This is a genomic window from Pseudomonas sp. P4_D7, assembly GCF_056401755.1.
This window is the reverse complement of the sequence record NZ_JBFUIR010000010.1, coordinates 83731-99863: the sequence shown is the minus strand read 5'-3', so window position 1 is coordinate 99863 and position 16133 is coordinate 83731. Positions and strand designations below refer to the sequence as shown.

The 16133-nt window shown below is 59.5% G+C and carries 15 protein-coding genes; 13 read left to right on the top strand and 2 right to left on the bottom strand.

Features of this window, described 5'->3' with window-relative positions; all coding sequences use genetic code 11:
• Window positions 1-196: 196 nt before the first annotated feature.
• The 4 genes from AC1DVF_RS09660 to AC1DVF_RS09645 are packed head-to-tail and all read left to right on the top strand — an operon-like array spanning window position 197 to window position 4558.
• A complete protein-coding gene (locus tag AC1DVF_RS09660; RefSeq protein ID WP_186620455.1) occupies window positions 197-667 on the top strand; it encodes a (2Fe-2S)-binding protein in 471 nt (156 codons plus the stop codon).
• Window positions 664-2985 carry a xanthine dehydrogenase family protein molybdopterin-binding subunit gene (locus AC1DVF_RS09655; RefSeq protein ID WP_477782380.1) on the top strand — a complete coding sequence of 774 codons (2322 nt, stop codon included), beginning with the start codon at window positions 664-666 and terminating at the stop codon, window positions 2983-2985. The genes AC1DVF_RS09660 and AC1DVF_RS09655 overlap by 4 nt, the downstream gene beginning before the upstream one ends.
• On the top strand, window positions 2985-3965 hold the full coding sequence (locus tag AC1DVF_RS09650; RefSeq protein WP_477782379.1) for an XdhC family protein: 981 nt from the start codon (window positions 2985-2987) through the stop codon (window positions 3963-3965). The genes AC1DVF_RS09655 and AC1DVF_RS09650 overlap by 1 nt, the downstream gene beginning before the upstream one ends.
• On the top strand, window positions 3962-4558 hold the full coding sequence (locus AC1DVF_RS09645; protein WP_116256271.1) for a nucleotidyltransferase family protein: 597 nt from the start codon (window positions 3962-3964) through the stop codon (window positions 4556-4558). Before AC1DVF_RS09650 ends, AC1DVF_RS09645 begins: the two co-directional genes overlap by 4 nt.
• A 267-nt stretch (window positions 4559-4825) precedes the next feature.
• On the opposite strand, the gene rne is transcribed toward AC1DVF_RS09645, so the two are convergent.
• Complete coding sequence (gene rne, locus AC1DVF_RS09640) at window positions 4826-8065, bottom strand: ribonuclease E (RefSeq protein WP_460091902.1); 3240 nt, start codon at window positions 8063-8065, stop codon at window positions 4826-4828.
• A gap of 699 nt (window positions 8066-8764) precedes the next feature.
• Here rne and rluC point away from each other — a divergent pair.
• Genes rluC through AC1DVF_RS09625 form a run of 3 tightly spaced genes read left to right on the top strand, consistent with a single transcriptional unit; the run spans window position 8765 to window position 11387 of the window.
• Window positions 8765-9724, top strand: a complete 960-nt coding sequence (rluC, locus tag AC1DVF_RS09635; RefSeq protein ID WP_034155359.1) for a 23S rRNA pseudouridine(955/2504/2580) synthase RluC — start codon at window positions 8765-8767, stop codon at window positions 9722-9724.
• The gene (locus tag AC1DVF_RS09630) at window positions 9711-10373 is read left to right on the top strand and encodes an HAD-IA family hydrolase (RefSeq protein WP_099756910.1); all 663 of its coding nucleotides are present in this window, start codon (window positions 9711-9713) and stop codon (window positions 10371-10373) included. Before rluC ends, AC1DVF_RS09630 begins: the two co-directional genes overlap by 14 nt.
• A gap of 24 nt (window positions 10374-10397) precedes the next feature.
• Entirely contained in the window at window positions 10398-11387 is a 990-nt protein-coding gene (locus tag AC1DVF_RS09625; protein ID WP_095048615.1) for a S49 family peptidase, read from the top strand.
• Window positions 11388-11435: 48 nt separating this feature from the next.
• Here the strand turns inward: AC1DVF_RS09625 and AC1DVF_RS09620 are convergent, their stop codons facing one another.
• Window positions 11436-12014 (bottom strand): Maf family protein, encoded by a 579-nt coding sequence (locus AC1DVF_RS09620; protein WP_460129791.1) that lies wholly within the window; start codon window positions 12012-12014, stop codon window positions 11436-11438.
• Between the two features lie 105 nt (window positions 12015-12119).
• Here AC1DVF_RS09620 and AC1DVF_RS09615 point away from each other — a divergent pair, with 105 nt between their 5' ends.
• The 6 genes from AC1DVF_RS09615 to acpP all read left to right on the top strand — a co-directional run bounded on the left by AC1DVF_RS09615 (window position 12120) and on the right by acpP (window position 16112).
• Window positions 12120-12647, top strand: a complete 528-nt coding sequence (locus tag AC1DVF_RS09615; protein WP_038364482.1) for a YceD family protein — start codon at window positions 12120-12122, stop codon at window positions 12645-12647.
• Window positions 12648-12660: 13 nt separating this feature from the next.
• A complete protein-coding gene (rpmF, locus tag AC1DVF_RS09610) occupies window positions 12661-12843 on the top strand; it encodes a 50S ribosomal protein L32 (RefSeq protein WP_003179396.1) in 183 nt (60 codons plus the stop codon).
• Between the two features lie 4 nt (window positions 12844-12847).
• On the top strand, window positions 12848-13858 hold the full coding sequence (gene plsX, locus AC1DVF_RS09605) for a phosphate acyltransferase PlsX (protein ID WP_093435433.1): 1011 nt from the start codon (window positions 12848-12850) through the stop codon (window positions 13856-13858).
• Between the two features lie 122 nt (window positions 13859-13980).
• On the top strand, window positions 13981-14919 hold the full coding sequence (fabD, locus tag AC1DVF_RS09600) for an ACP S-malonyltransferase (RefSeq protein WP_477782378.1): 939 nt from the start codon (window positions 13981-13983) through the stop codon (window positions 14917-14919).
• Window positions 14920-14935: 16 nt separating this feature from the next.
• Complete coding sequence (fabG, locus tag AC1DVF_RS09595) at window positions 14936-15679, top strand: 3-oxoacyl-ACP reductase FabG (protein ID WP_034155354.1); 744 nt, start codon at window positions 14936-14938, stop codon at window positions 15677-15679.
• A gap of 196 nt (window positions 15680-15875) precedes the next feature.
• The gene (acpP, locus tag AC1DVF_RS09590) at window positions 15876-16112 is read left to right on the top strand and encodes an acyl carrier protein (RefSeq protein WP_003175607.1); all 237 of its coding nucleotides are present in this window, start codon (window positions 15876-15878) and stop codon (window positions 16110-16112) included.
• Window positions 16113-16133 lie beyond the last annotated feature (21 nt).

Below are 16133 nucleotides of genomic sequence, written 5' to 3'. Positions count from 1 at the left end.
AGGGCTTTTTTGTTAACGCTGGGTTAACTTAGCGAGCTAACGATAACCGTCATTTGCTCCACCAAAGGCCCGGTGCAGACGTTCGCGTCGGCACAAGAGAGCCTGATTAGCCTGAGTCGATCTGCGTGAACCACCGCCGATTCAACGGCGGCAGATTGCTCGACCCCATAACCACTACAAATATGCGGGCGTGCCCATGATTACCCTGAAACTCAACGGTCAAGACCATCCTCTCGATGTCACCGAAGACATGCCGCTGTTGTGGGCGATTCGTGATGTCGCCGGTTATAACGGCACCAAGTTCGGCTGCGGCATGGGGTTGTGCGGCGCCTGCACCATTCATATCGACGGCTTGCCGGCGCGCAGTTGCATCACGCCGATCGGTTCGGTGGTCGGCCAGAACGTCACCACCATCGACAACCTGCACGCCGACCCTGTGGGGCAGGTGGTACAGCAAGTCTGGCTCGACACCGCTGTAGCGCAATGCGGATTCTGTCAGGGCGGGCAGATCATGTCGGCTACCGCGTTGCTCAAGACCAACCCGAACCCGAGCGACGAGCAGATCGAAGAAGCCATGGTCGGTAACATTTGCCGCTGCGGCACCTACAACCGGATCAAGACCGCGATCCGCCAGGCTTCCACTCACTTGAAGGAGGCCAAGGCATGAGTCGCCTTCCGAATGATTTCGCCCTGAGCAATCTCAGCCGTCGCGGTTTCCTCAAAGGCGTCGGCGCCACCGGCGCGCTGGTGTTGGCCGCCAGTTGGGGTTGGCAGGATGCGTTGGCTGAAGACAAACCGAAGCAATTCGGCGCCGATGGCATGCCCAATGGCTGGATCGACGATCCGAAGGTCTACGTCAGCATTGCCGCTGACGGCACGGTCACTGTGGTGTGTAACCGTTCCGAGATGGGCCAGGGCGTGCGCACCAGTCTGACCATGGTTGTTGCTGATGAACTGGAAGCCGATTGGGCGCGCGTCAAAGTGCAGCAGGCGCCGGGTGATGAAGTGCGCTTCGGCAACCAGGACACCGACGGTTCGCGCAGCATGCGCCATTGGTATGAACCAATGCGGCGTTGCGGTGCGGCGGCGCGAACCATGCTTGAACAGGCCGCCGCTGCGCAGTGGAAAGTGCCGGTCGGTGAATGCCACGCGCAACTGCACAAAGTCATTCACAAACCGTCTGGCCGTGAGCTGGGCTATGGCGAACTGGCCGCCGCAGCCAGTGCGTTGCCGGTACCGACGCGTGACAGCCTGCGCCTCAAGCAGCCGTCGGAGTTTCGCTACATCGGCAAGGAAGGTACGAAAGCCATCGATGGCGCAGACATCGTCAACGGTCGTGCGGTGTACGGCGCCGATGTGCATTTCGACGGCATGTTGTACGCAACTATCGCCCGTCCGGCGGTGTACGGCGGCAAGGTCAAATCGCTGGATGACAGCGCTGCGCTGAAAGTCCCCGGTGTGCTCAAAGTGCTGCAGATCGAAAGCCGTCCGCTGCCTTCCGAGTTTCAGCCACTGGGTGGTGTGGCCGTGGTCGCCAGCAATACCTGGGCCGCGATCAAGGGCCGTGAAGCGTTGAAAATCGAATGGGATGACGGCCCGAACGCCAGTTATGACTCGATCGCCTATCGCAAAGAGCTTGAAGCCGCCTCGCTGAAACCCGGCAAAGTGGTGCGCAACACCGGCGATATAGACAAGGCCCTGAGTGGTGCTGCGAGTACGCTTGAAGCATCCTACTACCTGCCGCATCTGGCCCAGGCACCGATGGAGCCAATGGTTGCCATCGCTCGCTACAAGGACGGCGTTTGCGAAGCGTGGGCACCGAGTCAGGCGCCGCAAGTCACTCGTGAGCGCATTGCCGAGCGTCTTGGACTGCCGTTCGACAATGTCACGTTCAATGTCACCTTGCTTGGCGGTGGTTTTGGTCGCAAGTCGAAACCGGATTTCGTCGTCGAAGCGGCGATTCTCGCCAAAGAGTTCCCCGGCAAAGCCGTACGGGTGCAGTGGACGCGTGAAGATGACATCCACAACTCGTATTTCCACACCGTGTCCGCCGAGTATCTGAAGGCTGGCGTGGGCAAGGACGGCATGCCATCCGGCTGGTTGCATCGCACCGTGGCGCCGAGCATCACCGCGCTGTTCGCGCCGGGGATGAACCATGAAGCGGCTTTCGAACTGGGCATGGGTTTCACCAACATGGCCTACGCGATTCCCAACGTACGCCTGGAAAACCCCGAGGCGACCGTGCACACACGGGTTGGCTGGTATCGCTCGGTGTCGAACATTCCTCATGGTTTTGCCATCCAGAGTTTCGTCGATGAGCTGGCGCACAAGGCCGGCGAGGATCCGCTCAAATACCAGATCAAACTGCTCGGCGCTGATCGGCAGATCGACCCGCGCACCTTGAGCGAAGAGTGGAACTACGGCGAATCGCCCGAGCGGTATCCGATCGATACCGGGCGCATGCGCACCGTGCTGGAAACCGCCGCGAAAGCAGCCGGTTGGGGGCGCAAACTGCCCAAGGGCCGGGGTCTTGGTCTGGCGGTGCATTACAGCTTCGTCACGTATGTGGCGGCCGTGATCGAAGTCGAGGTCAAGGACGACGGTACGCTGATCGTGCATAAGGCTGACATCGCTGTGGACTGCGGGCCGCAGATCAATCCTGAGCGCATCCGCTCGCAATTCGAAGGCGCTTGCGTGATGGGCTTGGGTAACGCGGTACTGGGTGAAATCAGTTTCAAGGACGGCAAGGTCCAGCAGGACAACTTCCACATGTACGAAGTGGCGCGCATGTCGCTGGCGCCGAAGGAAGTTGCCGTGCATCTGGTGACGCCGCCGGGCGACGTGCCGTTGGGCGGTGTCGGCGAACCGGGCGTGCCGCCGATTGCTCCGGCCTTGTGTAACGCGATCTTTGCCGCTACTGGCAAGCGCATCCGTAATCTGCCGGTGCGTTACCAGTTGCAGGGCTGGCAGAAGGCAGAGGCGTAATGGACAGCGTCGACCTCAATGTCCTGCGCAGCGTCCTCGAATGGCGCCGCGCCGGACAGCGGGTGGTGCTGTTCAGCGTGGTGCAGACCTGGGGCACGGCGCCCCGGGCGCCCGGTGCCATGCTCGCCTTGCGTGAGGATGGCGTGGTGATCGGTTCGGTGTCGGGCGGGTGCGTCGAGGATGATTTGATCGCCCGCCTGCACGACGGCCGCATCGCCACCGATGGGCCGCCGGTGCAGTTGATTACCTATGGCGTTACACGCGAGGAGGCGGCGCGCTTTGGCTTGCCTTGTGGCGGCACGTTGCGCCTGACTGAAGAACGGATCGGCGATCCCGCGTGGGTTGCCGAGTTGCTCGCGCGGTGCGAAGCACACGAGATCGTTGCCCGTGAGTTGAACATTGAAACCGGTGAAGTGCTTCTGTCGCCGGCCAGCAAGTCCGACTCGCTGGCGTTCGATAGCAAAACCCTGCGCGCAATCTACGGCCCGCGTTGGCGTCTATTGTTGATCGGCGCCGGGCAGTTGTCGCGCTACGTGGCGGATATGGCGCGCCTGCTGGATTTCGAAGTACTGATCTGCGATCCGCGCAGCGAATTCGTCTACGGCTGGGAAGAGCATCACGGGCGTTTCGTCTCGGGCATGCCGGATGAGGCGGTGTTGAGTATCCAGACCGACGAACGTACGGCGATTGTCGCGTTGACCCATGATCCGCGTCTGGACGACATGGCGCTGCTCACGGCGCTGGATTCTCCGGCCTTCTATGTCGGCGCTCTCGGCTCTCGGGTTAACAGCCGGAAGCGTCGGGAGAATCTGGCTCAGCTAGGCTTGTCGGTGCAGGCGATCGATCGGCTGCACGGGCCGATCGGTTTGCACATCGGCAGTCATTCGCCAGCGGAAATTGCTTTGTCCCTGTTGGCGGAAATCGTCGCGATCAAGAACGGCGTCGAGTTGAAGCAGAAGAAAACTTTGGAGGACGCATGAGTCGATCCATTGCAGTGATTGTGCTGGCGGCGGGTGAGGGCAGTCGTTTTCGCCAGGTGGCAGGTGCTGATAAGGACAAGTTGCTGGCGGACTGCACCGGACGTGATGGTGCGGTGCGTTCGGTGATTGAGCAGGTGCTGTTGAATCTGCCGGTCAGTCTCGACAAGCGTGTGCTGGTGACGACTGAAGCGCGGCCGCAAGCGATGCGCATGGCGCAGGCCTATGGCTGTGACGTGGTCTCGATTGAATCGACCGGGATGGGTGACAGCATTGCCGCTGGCGTCGCGGCATGCCCTGAGGCAGATGGCTGGTTGATTGTGCTGGGTGATATGCCGTTTATCTTGCCGTCGAGTATTGAGCGGGTGGTCGCGGCCATTGCCGATGATGCAGTGAGCGTGCCGGTGCAGGAAGGAGAGTTTGGTCATCCTGTGGGGTTTGGGCGGTCGTTTAGTGCGGGGTTGCAGGCGTTGAGTGGCGATCGAGGGGCCAGACCATTGTTCAAACAGGGCAGGGTGGTTGAGGTGACGGTGGATGATCCTGGGGTGTTGTGGGATATCGATGTGCCGGAGGCTTTGGTTTTTACTTCGTCTTGAGAGCTGCGTAAATTCCTGAGAGCCCCTCACCCTAACGCTCTCCCAGAGGGAGAGGGGACTGACCGAGGTGTTCTTTCGAGGTACACCGACCTGAAACTTCGAGTCGAACTCCGGCCTTGAAACACACGGAGATCGGCTCCCTTTCCCCCTCGCCCCCTGGGGAGAGGGCTGGGGTGAGGGGGGTGATCTAGAGTCCAGCACAAAAAATCGAGGCATAAAAAAGCCCCGCCTGAATAATCGGGCGGGGCTTTTTATTGGCTTTGGAAATTACACGAGTGGTTTAGGCTCGTGTTCTTTTTCCTCGGCCTCTTGGTGCTGCTCGACCGCGTCCTGAACGGAGCGTGGTGCTTCAGCAATCACCGACTCAACCACAGCTTCTTCAGTCACCGGGGCAGGCGCTGCCTCGACCACTTCAGCAACCACGGCTGGCTCGGCAGCGACTGGCGCAGCAGCGGCAGCCAATTCGGCTTCCTTCTGCAGACGCTCTTCTTCACGCTTGCGACGACGCACTTCACGTGGGTCGTTTGGCGCGCGGCCGCTTGGCGTCAGAGCGCTGACCGGTGCTGGAGCTTCAACCACCGGGGCTGGCGCTTCGGTCACCACGGGTGCTTCGACAACCGCTGCTTCAACGACAGGTGCTGGTTCGGCAGCCTTACGTTCTTCAAACACCGGGGTTTCAAACACTGGCGCTTCAACAACCGGTGCTTCCACCACTGGCGCTGGGGTTTCAGCAACAGTCGGTTCGGCAACCCAGTTGAAGGCAGTCTGCTCTTCGCGAACTTCACGCACGGTTTCGGTTACGGTTTCTGCGACGGTTTCAACCACCGGCTCCGCAGCCACAACTGGCGCTGGCTCTACCTGAGGCAGGGTCTCTTGAACTGGAGCCACTTCGACTTCCGGAGCAGCAACCACTTCTACTGGAGTAGTCGCTTCAACAACCGGCGCTTCCACTGGAGCGGTTTCCTGAACAGCCGCGGTGGCGCGTTCAGCTTGCTCGTGGGCTTGAGCTTCAGCCGGTGCACTGATCACGGTGCTGGCAACAGCGGCGGTCACAGCCAGGCCAGCAGCCAGATCGGCAGTGCTTGGCGCTTCAGCGTTTTCGCCGGCTTCGGATTCTTCCGAACCTTCGATCACGTTGCCGTTGGCATCACGCTGACGCTCACGACGGTTGCTGCGACGACGCTGACCGCGCGAACGACGACGTGGGCGATCGCCTTCGGCGTTCTCCGAACCGTCTTCCGGCAGTTGCTCTTCGTTGGTGTTCACTTCTTCTTCAGCGACGGCAGCAGCGGCCTGTTCGGCACGCGGTTGACGCTCTTCACGTGGCGGACGCGGTGCGCGTTCTTCACGTGGCTGACGGGTCGGGCGTTCTTCAGCGGTAACGGCAACGTCAGCTACAGCGGCTGGAACGGCGTCCAGTGGCTCGCGCAGTTCACGCACACGCTCTTCACGCTCGCCGCGTGGCTTGCGGTCTTCGCGCGGCGCACGTGGTGCACGTTCTTCACGCGGAGCGCGTGGTGCACGTTCTTCGCGGGCAACTGGCGCTTCGGTACGAGCTTCACGTGGTTCGCGGACTTCACGGGCTTCACGTGGCGCGCGCTCTTCGCGCGGCTCGCGTGGCGCACGTTCTTCACGTGGAGCACGTTCTTCGCGTGGCTTGCGTTCTTCATCGCGGCGACCATTACGGTTGCGGCTCTGCTGACGACCGTTGCGACGCTCTTCGTTGCGGGCCGGACGTTCGGCGGCTGGTTTTTCAACCACAACCGGAGCGGCTGGCTCTTCTTTGGTGGCGAACAGGCTGACCAGCGATTTCACCAGACCTTTGAACAGGCTTGGCTCTGGTGCAGCGACTGGAGCTGGTGCAGCAGCGGCCGGGGCGGCGACTTCGGTCGGAACCGGAGCGTTGGCACGGGCCGGAGCAGTCTTGACCGCGGCTTCCTGGCGAACCAGGGTGCGGGTCGCAGCGGCTGGCTGGACTTCTTCGACTTCGGCAGCGGCAGCAGCGATTTCGTAGCTGGACTGGTTGGTCGCGGCTTCCGGGCTGTCGTCACGCAGACGCTGAACTTCGAAATGCGGGGTTTCGAGGTGGTCGTTCGGCAGAATGATGATGCGGGCACGGGTGCGCAGTTCGATCTTGGTGATCGAGTTGCGTTTTTCGTTGAGCAGGAACGCAGCGACCGGGATCGGCACCTGGGCGCGCACTTCGGCGGTGCGGTCTTTCAGGGCTTCTTCTTCGATCAGGCGCAGGATCGCCAGCGACAGCGATTCAACGTCACGGATGATGCCGGTGCCGTTGCAACGCGGGCAAACGATGCCGCTGCTTTCGCCCAGCGATGGACGCAGGCGCTGACGGGACATTTCCAGCAGGCCGAAGCGCGAGATGCGGCCGATCTGCACGCGAGCGCGGTCGGCTTCCAGGCATTCGCGGACTTTTTCTTCCACGGCGCGCTGGTTCTTGGCAGGGGTCATGTCAATGAAGTCGATGACGATCAGGCCGCCGATGTCGCGCAGGCGCAACTGACGGGCGATTTCTTCGGCAGCTTCAAGGTTGGTCTGCAGAGCGGTTTCTTCGATGTCGCTGCCTTTGGTGGCGCGCGCCGAGTTGATGTCGATCGACACCAGGGCTTCGGTCGGATCGATAACGATGGAACCACCGGAAGGCAGTTCAACGACGCGCTGGAAAGCGGTCTCGATCTGGCTTTCGATCTGGAAACGGTTGAACAGCGGTACGCTGTCTTCGTACAGCTTGATCTTGCTGGCGTACTGCGGCATCACCTGGCGGATGAAGGTCAGGGCTTCGTCCTGGGCTTCAACGCTGTCGATCAGCACTTCGCCGATGTCCTGGCGCAGGTAATCGCGGATGGCGCGGATGATCACGTTGCTTTCCTGGTAGATCAGGAATGGCGCGGAGCGATCCAGCGAGGCTTCTTTGATGGCGGTCCACAGTTGCAGCAGGTAGTCGAGGTCCCACTGCATTTCTTCGCTGCTGCGGCCAAGGCCGGCAGTGCGCACGATCAGACCCATGTCGGCTGGTGCGACCAGACCGTTCAGCGCTTCACGCAGTTCGTTGCGCTCTTCGCCTTCGATGCGACGGGAGATACCGCCGGCACGCGGGTTGTTCGGCATCAGCACGAGGTAACGACCGGCCAGGCTGATGAAGGTGGTCAGGGCTGCGCCCTTGTTGCCACGTTCTTCTTTTTCGACCTGAACGATGACTTCCTGGCCTTCGCTCAGGACGTCCTTGATATTGACGCGGCCTTCAGGGGCTTTCTTGAAGTATTCGCGGGAGATTTCTTTGAGTGGCAGGAAGCCGTGGCGCTCGGAGCCGAAATCGACAAAGGCAGCCTCAAGGCTTGGTTCGATGCGAGTGATGCGGCCTTTATAGATGTTGGCCTTCTTCTGCTCGCGTGCACCGGATTCGATGTCCAGGTCGTAGAGGCGTTGGCCATCTACCAGTGCAACACGCAACTCTTCGGGTTGAGTTGCGTTAATCAGCATTCTTTTCATGTAGTACCGTCGGTTTCCGGGCTGCCGGAAACGGCGTTCGGCACACACGACTTCTCACGGTCGGTGTCAGGTGCGTCGGGAGTGGTTGGCCATTCCCGTGTCCAGCGATATGCGGCCAATTGGGCCGATATAGCGACGTACGCGTCCTGCTTGCTGTGGCTACTTAAGCACTCAGTCAGGAGGAGGAATCAACCAGCGGCTGTGGACGAGATGAAGCGTCTTGATAAAGCCTATTGCTACACAGTCCAGCGGTTGTGCATCTCCACCCTACACGTATCCCTGATAATTCGGGTGCTGCCGCGCGCAGAATCCGCAGCGGGTTGGCATTTACCGTGAGCTCCGAAAGGGGAGGTCACGCATCATGGCTAATTCAGGCGTTGTTTCCGAAGCATTCGCTCGGGGTCATCTGCAGCTGACTGCACTTTGTGAACTGGCCTTGAATGTGTGCCTGTCAGGCGAGTAAAAACTCTGCTCGACGGTGTAATTCAGGCCTCATGTCACCTGCGCTTGTTACAACTGCAAACTCCACCGTTACGTAGCGAAAGCCCCGTAGGACGGCCTCGCGTCCTGGTGAATTGCGTTGGTCAGGGCCGGTTTTTGACCGTGGTTCCTCTGTCCAGGCCGCTTTTGGCGGCGTTCGCGACTATAGCAGCAATGATTAAGTGCTTCAATTCCATAAAAATTGTTATCATCCGCGGCATGACAACTACTGCCCCTTCGACTCCAGGCGTTCAATTGCTTGAAGTCTCGCCGGAGTATGCCGGCCAACGAATCGACAACTTTCTCCTCGCCCGGCTCAAAGGCGTGCCCAAGACCTTGATTTACCGCATTTTGCGTAAAGGCGAAGTGCGTGTGAACAAAGGTCGGATCAAGCCCGAATACAAGCTGCAGGCCGGTGATATCGTGCGCGTGCCGCCGGTTCGCGTGCCTGAGCGCGATGAACCGGTGCCGCTGGCACAGGGTCTGTTGCAGCGCCTGGAAGCCTCGATTGTCTTCGAAGACAAAGCCCTGATCGTGATCAATAAGCCCGCCGGCATTGCGGTTCACGGTGGCAGTGGCTTGAATTTCGGTGTGATCGAAGCCTTTCGTCAGTTGCGTCCCGATGCCAAGGAGCTGGAGCTGGTACACCGTCTCGACCGTGACACCTCCGGCCTGCTGATGATCGCCAAAAAACGCAGCATGCTCCGTCACTTGCACGAGCAATTGCGCGGCGATGGCGTCGACAAGCGCTACATGGCGCTGGTGCGCGGCAACTGGGCGACCTCGATCAAGAAAGTCAGCGCGCCATTGCTCAAGAGCAATCTGCGTTCCGGCGAGCGCATGGTCGAAGTCAATGACGAGGGCAAAGAAGCCCTGACAATGTTCAAGGTGCTGCGCCGTTTCGGTGATTTTGCCACCATGGTCGAGGCTAAACCGGTTACCGGTCGCACCCACCAGATTCGCGTGCACACCTTGCATGCCGGTCATTGCATTGCTGGCGACAGCAAGTATGGCGATGAGGATTTCACCAAGGAAATCCGTGATCTGGGCGGTAAGCGCCTGTTCCTGCACGCCTACATGCTGACCGTGCCGCTGCCCGATGGCGGCAAGCTGACCTTGCAGGCACCGGTCGATGAAATGTGGGCCAAGACCGTGGAGCGATTGAGTGCGCCCATCTGATTACAAACTGCTGATTTTCGATTGGGACGGCACGCTGGCTGACTCCATTCACCGGATCGTCGAAGCCATGCATTCGGCGTCCGGGCGCTCCGGTTTCGAGTTGCGCGACGACTTTGCCGTCAAAGGCATCATCGGTCTGGGCTTGCCCGAGGCGATTCGCACGCTGTATCCCGAGATCAGTGATGCCGAAATGACCGCGTTTCGCGAGTATTACGCCGATCACTACATCGCCGCAGAAGCTGTGCCTTCGCCGTTGTTCGAGGGCGTAGTCGAGTCGATGGCGTCCTTTCGCGAGCAGGGTTATCACCTCGCGGTGGCGACCGGCAAGAATCGTCGCGGACTGGATCGGGTGCTCAAGGCCAATGGCTGGGAAGATTATTTCGATATCACCCGCGCCGCCGATGAAACTGCGAGCAAGCCGCACCCTCTGATGCTGGAGCAGATCCTTGCTCATTGTGGTGTACGCCCGGAGCAGGCATTGATGGTCGGCGATTCGTCCTTTGATCTGTTGATGGCGCGTAATGCGGGGATGGATTCGGTGGCGGTCAGTTATGGCGCGCAATCGATCGAATCGCTGCAACAATTCGAGCCACGTCTGTCGATCGACCGTTTTTCCGAATTGCATGCCTGGCTGGGGAAGCAGGCTTAATACGTTTTTGCTGGGGTGGATGGCATGACCGACGAATGGAAAGCACCGGCCAAGGCAAGTGCCGACGGCGGTGACGAAAAAAGCTGGAAGCTGTTGGAAAAGACTCTGCTGGCTGGTGTTCAGGAACAGCGTCGTTCGCGGCGTTGGGGGATTTTCTTCAAGCTGCTGACGTTTGTTTATCTGTTTGTGGCGCTGATCCTGTTCACGCCGCTGATGGACATGGAAAAGAGCGCCACGCGCGGGCCGAACTACACCGCGTTGATCGACGTCACCGGCATGATCGCCGACAAAGAGCCGGCCAGTGCCGACAACATTGTTGGCAGCCTGCGGGCGGCGTTCGAGGACAAGAAGGTCAAAGGCGTGATCCTGCGCATCAACAGTCCTGGCGGCAGTCCGGTGCAATCGGGTTATGTGTATGACGAGATCAAGCGTCTGCGCGGTCTGCATCCGGAGATCAAGCTTTACGCGGTGATTTCCGATCTGGGCGCCTCCGGTGCTTATTACATTGCCAGTGCGGCGGATCAGATCTATGCCGACAAGGCGAGTCTGGTTGGCTCGATTGGTGTGACGGCGGCCGGTTACGGCTTTGTCGGCACCATGGAGAAGCTGGGTGTCGAGCGTCGCACGTACACCTCGGGCGAGCACAAGTCGTTCCTTGACCCGTTCCAGCCGCAGAAGTCTGATGAAACGGCCTTCTGGCAAACGGTGTTGGACACCACGCACAAGCAGTTCATCAACAGCGTCAAGCAGGGGCGTGGCGATCGTCTGAAAGACAAAGAGCATCCGGAGCTGTTCTCCGGGCTGGTCTGGTCGGGTGAGCAAGCGCTGCCGCTGGGCTTGATCGATGGTCTGGGCAATGCCAGTTCGGTGGCGCGTGATGTGATTGGCGAGAAGGAGCTGGTCGACTTCACCGTTCAGGAGTCGCCGTTCGATCGCTTCTCGAAGAAGCTCGGCGCCAGTGTGGCTGAGCAGTTGGCGATGTGGATGGGTTTCCACGGGCCGTCGTTGCGTTAAAAAGTCGCGGCATAAAGAAACCGGCCTTGATGGCCGGTTTTTTGTGGGTCAGGGGATTTGCACGCCTTCAACCAGTAGCATGTCGATCAGGCGAATCAGCGGCAGGCCGATCAGGCTGGTGGCGTCAGGGCCTTCGGTGGATTGAAACAGGCTCACGCCGAGTCCTTCAGCCTTGAAGCTGCCCGCGCAATCGTAGGGCTGCTCCAGTCGCAGGTAGCGCTCAATGCGCGCCTGATCGAGTTGGCGCATGTGCACGGTGAACGGCACACAGTCGACCTGGCATTGGCCGGTCTGGCTGTTAAGCAGAGCCAGGCCGGTGAGGAACGTTACGCTGGCACCGCTGGCGGCCATCAGTTGCTCGCGCGCCTTCTCAAAGGTGTGCGGCTTGCCGATGATCTGCTCGCCGAGCACGGCAACCTGGTCCGAGCCGATAATCAGATGGGCGGAATAGCTGTCAGCCAATGCCCGGGCTTTTTGTTCGGCGAGGCGCTTGACCAGTTCGATCGCCGATTCGCCCGGGCGGTGACTTTCATCGATATCCGGCGAGCTGCAGACGAACGGTAGGTGCAGGCGGGCGAGCAATTCCCGACGATAGGTCGAGCTTGAAGCAAGTAATAAAGGCAGCATTCGCGTCTCCTGAGGCAGGTGCGAATTCTAGCGGAGGCACGCAAGTGACGGACAGGGCACAATTTCCTTTGACATGGGTGGGTGCATCCCTATAATGCTGCGCCTATGTTGAATGACCCGATTCCACCTCACGTTGACCCGCGCAAATTGGCTGACCGTGGCACCACCCTTCAAGGTGAACTGCTGCTGGCCGATTTGAAGAGACTCTGCGACCCGCTTTCCGACGATGTCGGTACGGTGCAGGCGAAATTCGTTTTTGAACGAGATGAACGTAAATCTGTGGTGATCCACAGCTTTATCGACACCGAGGTCAAAATGGTTTGCCAGCGTTGTCTTGAGCTGGTCACCCTGCCGATCCACAGCGAATGCAGTTACGCTGTAGTGAAGGAGGGTGCGAATACCCAGTCGTTACCGAAAGGTTATGACGTGCTGGAACTGGGCGAAGATCCATTGGATCTGCAGTCACTGGTCGAGGAAGAGCTTTTGCTTGCCTTGCCTATTGTGCCTGCTCATCATCCGGAAGAATGCCAGCAGCCGGCGGGAGCAGATGAGCCCGAACCGAGCGAGGACGAGGTAACGCGGTCCAACCCGTTCAGTGTATTGGCGCAGTTAAAGCGTGACCCAAACGTTTAGGAGTTAATCAATTATGGCTGTTCAGCAGAACAAAAAATCCCGCTCTGCCCGTGACATGCGCCGTTCGCACGACGCTCTCGAGGCTAGCACCCTGTCTGTAGAAAAAACCACTGGTGAAGTTCACCTGCGTCACCACGTATCGCCAGAAGGCGTATACCGTGGCCGTAAAGTGATCGACAAGGGCGCTGACGAGTAATCACTTGTCCGCTCAAGTCATCGCGATTGACGCAATGGGCGGGGACTTCGGTCCCCGCAGCATTGTTCAGGCCAGCCTTGCTTGCCTGTCTGCTACGCCCTCGCTGCACCTGACCCTCGTCGGTCAACCCTCCCTTCTTGAAGAATTGATCCACGGCCAATCGGCTGCCGATCGCGCGCGCCTGACGATTGTTGCGGCCAGCGAAGTCATCACCATGGACGAAAAACCGACCCAGGCGTTGCGTGGCAAGCCGGACTCGTCGATGCGTGTCGCCCTTGAGCTGGTGCGTGACGGCAAGGCTCAGGCCTGTGTCAGCGCCGGCAATACCGGTGCGTTGATGGCGCTGTCACGATTCGTGCTGAAGACGCTGCCCGGTATTGATCGGCCGGCAATGGTGGCGGCTATCCCGACGCAGAAGGGTTATTGCCAGTTGCTTGATCTGGGCGCCAACGTCGATTGCAGCGCCGAGCATTTGCTGCAGTTTGCGGTGATGGGTTCTGTTGCGGCGCAAACGCTGGGCATCCATCGCCCGCGCGTCGCGCTGCTGAACATCGGCACCGAAGACATTAAGGGCAATCAGCAGGTCAAGCTGGCTGCGACGCTGTTGCAGGCTGCCCGTGGCATCAATTACATCGGCTTTATCGAAGGCGATGGTTTGTATCGCGGCGAGGCGGATGTTGTGGTGTGCGATGGTTTCGTTGGCAACATCCTGCTCAAGTCCAGCGAAGGTCTGGCGACGATGATTGCTGCGCGTATCGAGGCGCTGTTCAAAAAGAATCTGGCCTCCCGTGCCGTGGGGGCGTTGGCGTTGCCGCTGATGAAACGTTTGCAGGCGGATCTGGCGCCGGCGCGACATAACGGCGCAAGCTTTCTCGGCTTGCAGGGTATCGTGGTGAAAAGCCACGGTTCGGCCGGTGTTCAGGGCTTTCAGAGTGCTATTTCCCGTGCGCTGATCGAGATTCAGGAAAATCTTCCCGAGCGTCTCCATGGCCGTCTGGAGGATTTGTTGTCTTAGGCGTTTTCGTCGGACAATGCTTAAATGTGACCGCCCGGTTCAAAGGGCCATCCAACTGTCAGTTTCTTGCGTCCCCAGTGGGGCGCCATTTTCCGACGACAAGATCATTAGGGGCTTGTTACATGTCTGCTTCCCTCGCATTCGTCTTTCCAGGACAAGGTTCGCAGTCCCTCGGCATGCTGGCCGAGTTGGGCGCGGAATATCCGTTGATCCTCGAAACTTTCAAAGAAGCCTCTGAGGCTCTGGGCTATGACCTGTGGGCGCTGACCCAGCAGGGCCCGGAAGAGCTGCTCAATCAAACCGATAAAACCCAACCGGCCATTCTGACCGCTTCGATCGCCCTGTGGCGTCTGTGGCTGGCTGAAGGTGGTGCGCGTCCGGCTTTTGTTGCCGGTCACAGTCTGGGTGAATACAGCGCGCTGGTTGCTGCCGGCAGCCTGACACTGGCTGATGCGGTGAAGCTCGTCGAGCGTCGCGGTCAGTTGATGCAGGAAGCTGTTCCGGCCGGGCAGGGCGGCATGGCTGCCATCCTCGGTCTGGAAGATGCCGATGTGCTGGCTGCCTGCGCCGAAGCGGCGCAAGGTGAAGTGGTCAGCGCGGTCAACTTCAACTCGCCGGGCCAGGTGGTCATTGCCGGAGCCAAGGCTGCCGTCGAGCGCGCCATCGAAGGCTGCAAGGCGCGTGGCGCCAAGCGTGTCATGCCGCTGCCGGTGAGCGTGCCGTCGCACTGCGAGCTGATGCGTCCGGCCGCCGAGCGCTTTGCCGAATCCATCGCCGCCATCGACTGGCAGGCGCCGCAGATCCCGGTGGTACAGAACGTCAGCGCGCAAGTGCCGGCTGATCTGGAAACCCTCAAGCGTGATCTGCTCGAACAACTGTACAAGCCAGTGCGCTGGGTCGAGTCGGTACAGACCCTGGCCGCCAAAGGCGCGACCAATCTGGTCGAATGCGGCCCGGGCAAAGTCCTGGCCGGCCTGAACAAGCGTTGCGCCGAAGGCGTGGCGACTTCCAACCTCAATACCCCAGACGCTTTCGCTGCCGCTCGTGCGGCGCAAGCCTGAATCAGGAGAAACTTGCATGAGTCTGCAAGGTAAAGTTGCACTGGTCACCGGTGCAAGCCGCGGCATCGGCCAGGCTATCGCGCTGGAACTGGGTCGTCAGGGCGCCATCGTCATTGGCACCGCGACTTCCGCTTCGGGTGCCGAGCGTATCGCTGCGACCCTGAAGGAAAACGGTATTCAGGGCGCTGGCTTCGAACTCAATGTCACCAGCGATGAATCGGTCAGTGCAGTGCTGGCGGGTATTCAGGAACAGTTCGGTGCGCCGGTGGCAATCCTGGTCAATAATGCCGGCATCACCCGCGATAACCTGATGATGCGCATGAAAGACGACGAGTGGTACGACGTGATCGATACCAACCTGAACAGTCTGTATCGCCTGTCCAAGGGCGTTCTGCGCGGCATGACCAAGGCGCGTTGGGGTCGAATTATCAGTATTGGCTCGGTGGTGGGTGCCATGGGCAACGCTGGCCAAGTAAACTATGCAGCCGCCAAGGCCGGTCTGGAAGGTTTCAGCCGTGCGATGGCGCGTGAAGTCGGTTCGCGTTCGATTACGGTCAACTCGGTAACCCCAGGGTTTATCGACACCGATATGACGCGCGAACTGCCTGAAGCACAGCGTGAAGCCTTGCAGACGCAGATTCCGCTGGGTCGTCTGGGGCAAGCTCAAGAGATCGCGTCTGTGGTCGCTTTTCTTGCATCCGACGGTGCGGCATACGTCACTGGGGCTACAATCCCGGTGAACGGTGGGATGTACATGTAAGTAAAATGTGACGGATTGCTTCAAAAAAATGTCATACGAGCTGTCTAAAATCCGTTATAAAGCTGCAATCTATTTATAGGCAGAGGGCTGCAGGGTTTGAGGAGTGAAGCTTTCAGTTGAAAAACTGAAAAGTCTTTCTATACACTTACCCACTGGCCAGCTGCCTGAATTTGTCCATTAGGAGTGAAAACAAGGTATGAGCACCATCGAAGAGCGCGTCAAGAAAATCGTTGCCGAGCAACTGGGTGTTAAAGAAGAAGAAGTGGTCAACACTGCTTCCTTCGTAGAAGACCTGGGTGCCGACTCCCTTGACACCGTTGAGCTGGTGATGGCTCTGGAAGAGGAATTCGAGACCGAAATCCCTGACGAAGAAGCTGAAAAGATCACTACTGTACAAGCTGCAATCGACTACGTTACTAGCCACCAGGCGTAATAGTTTGTAATCGTTGTTTGC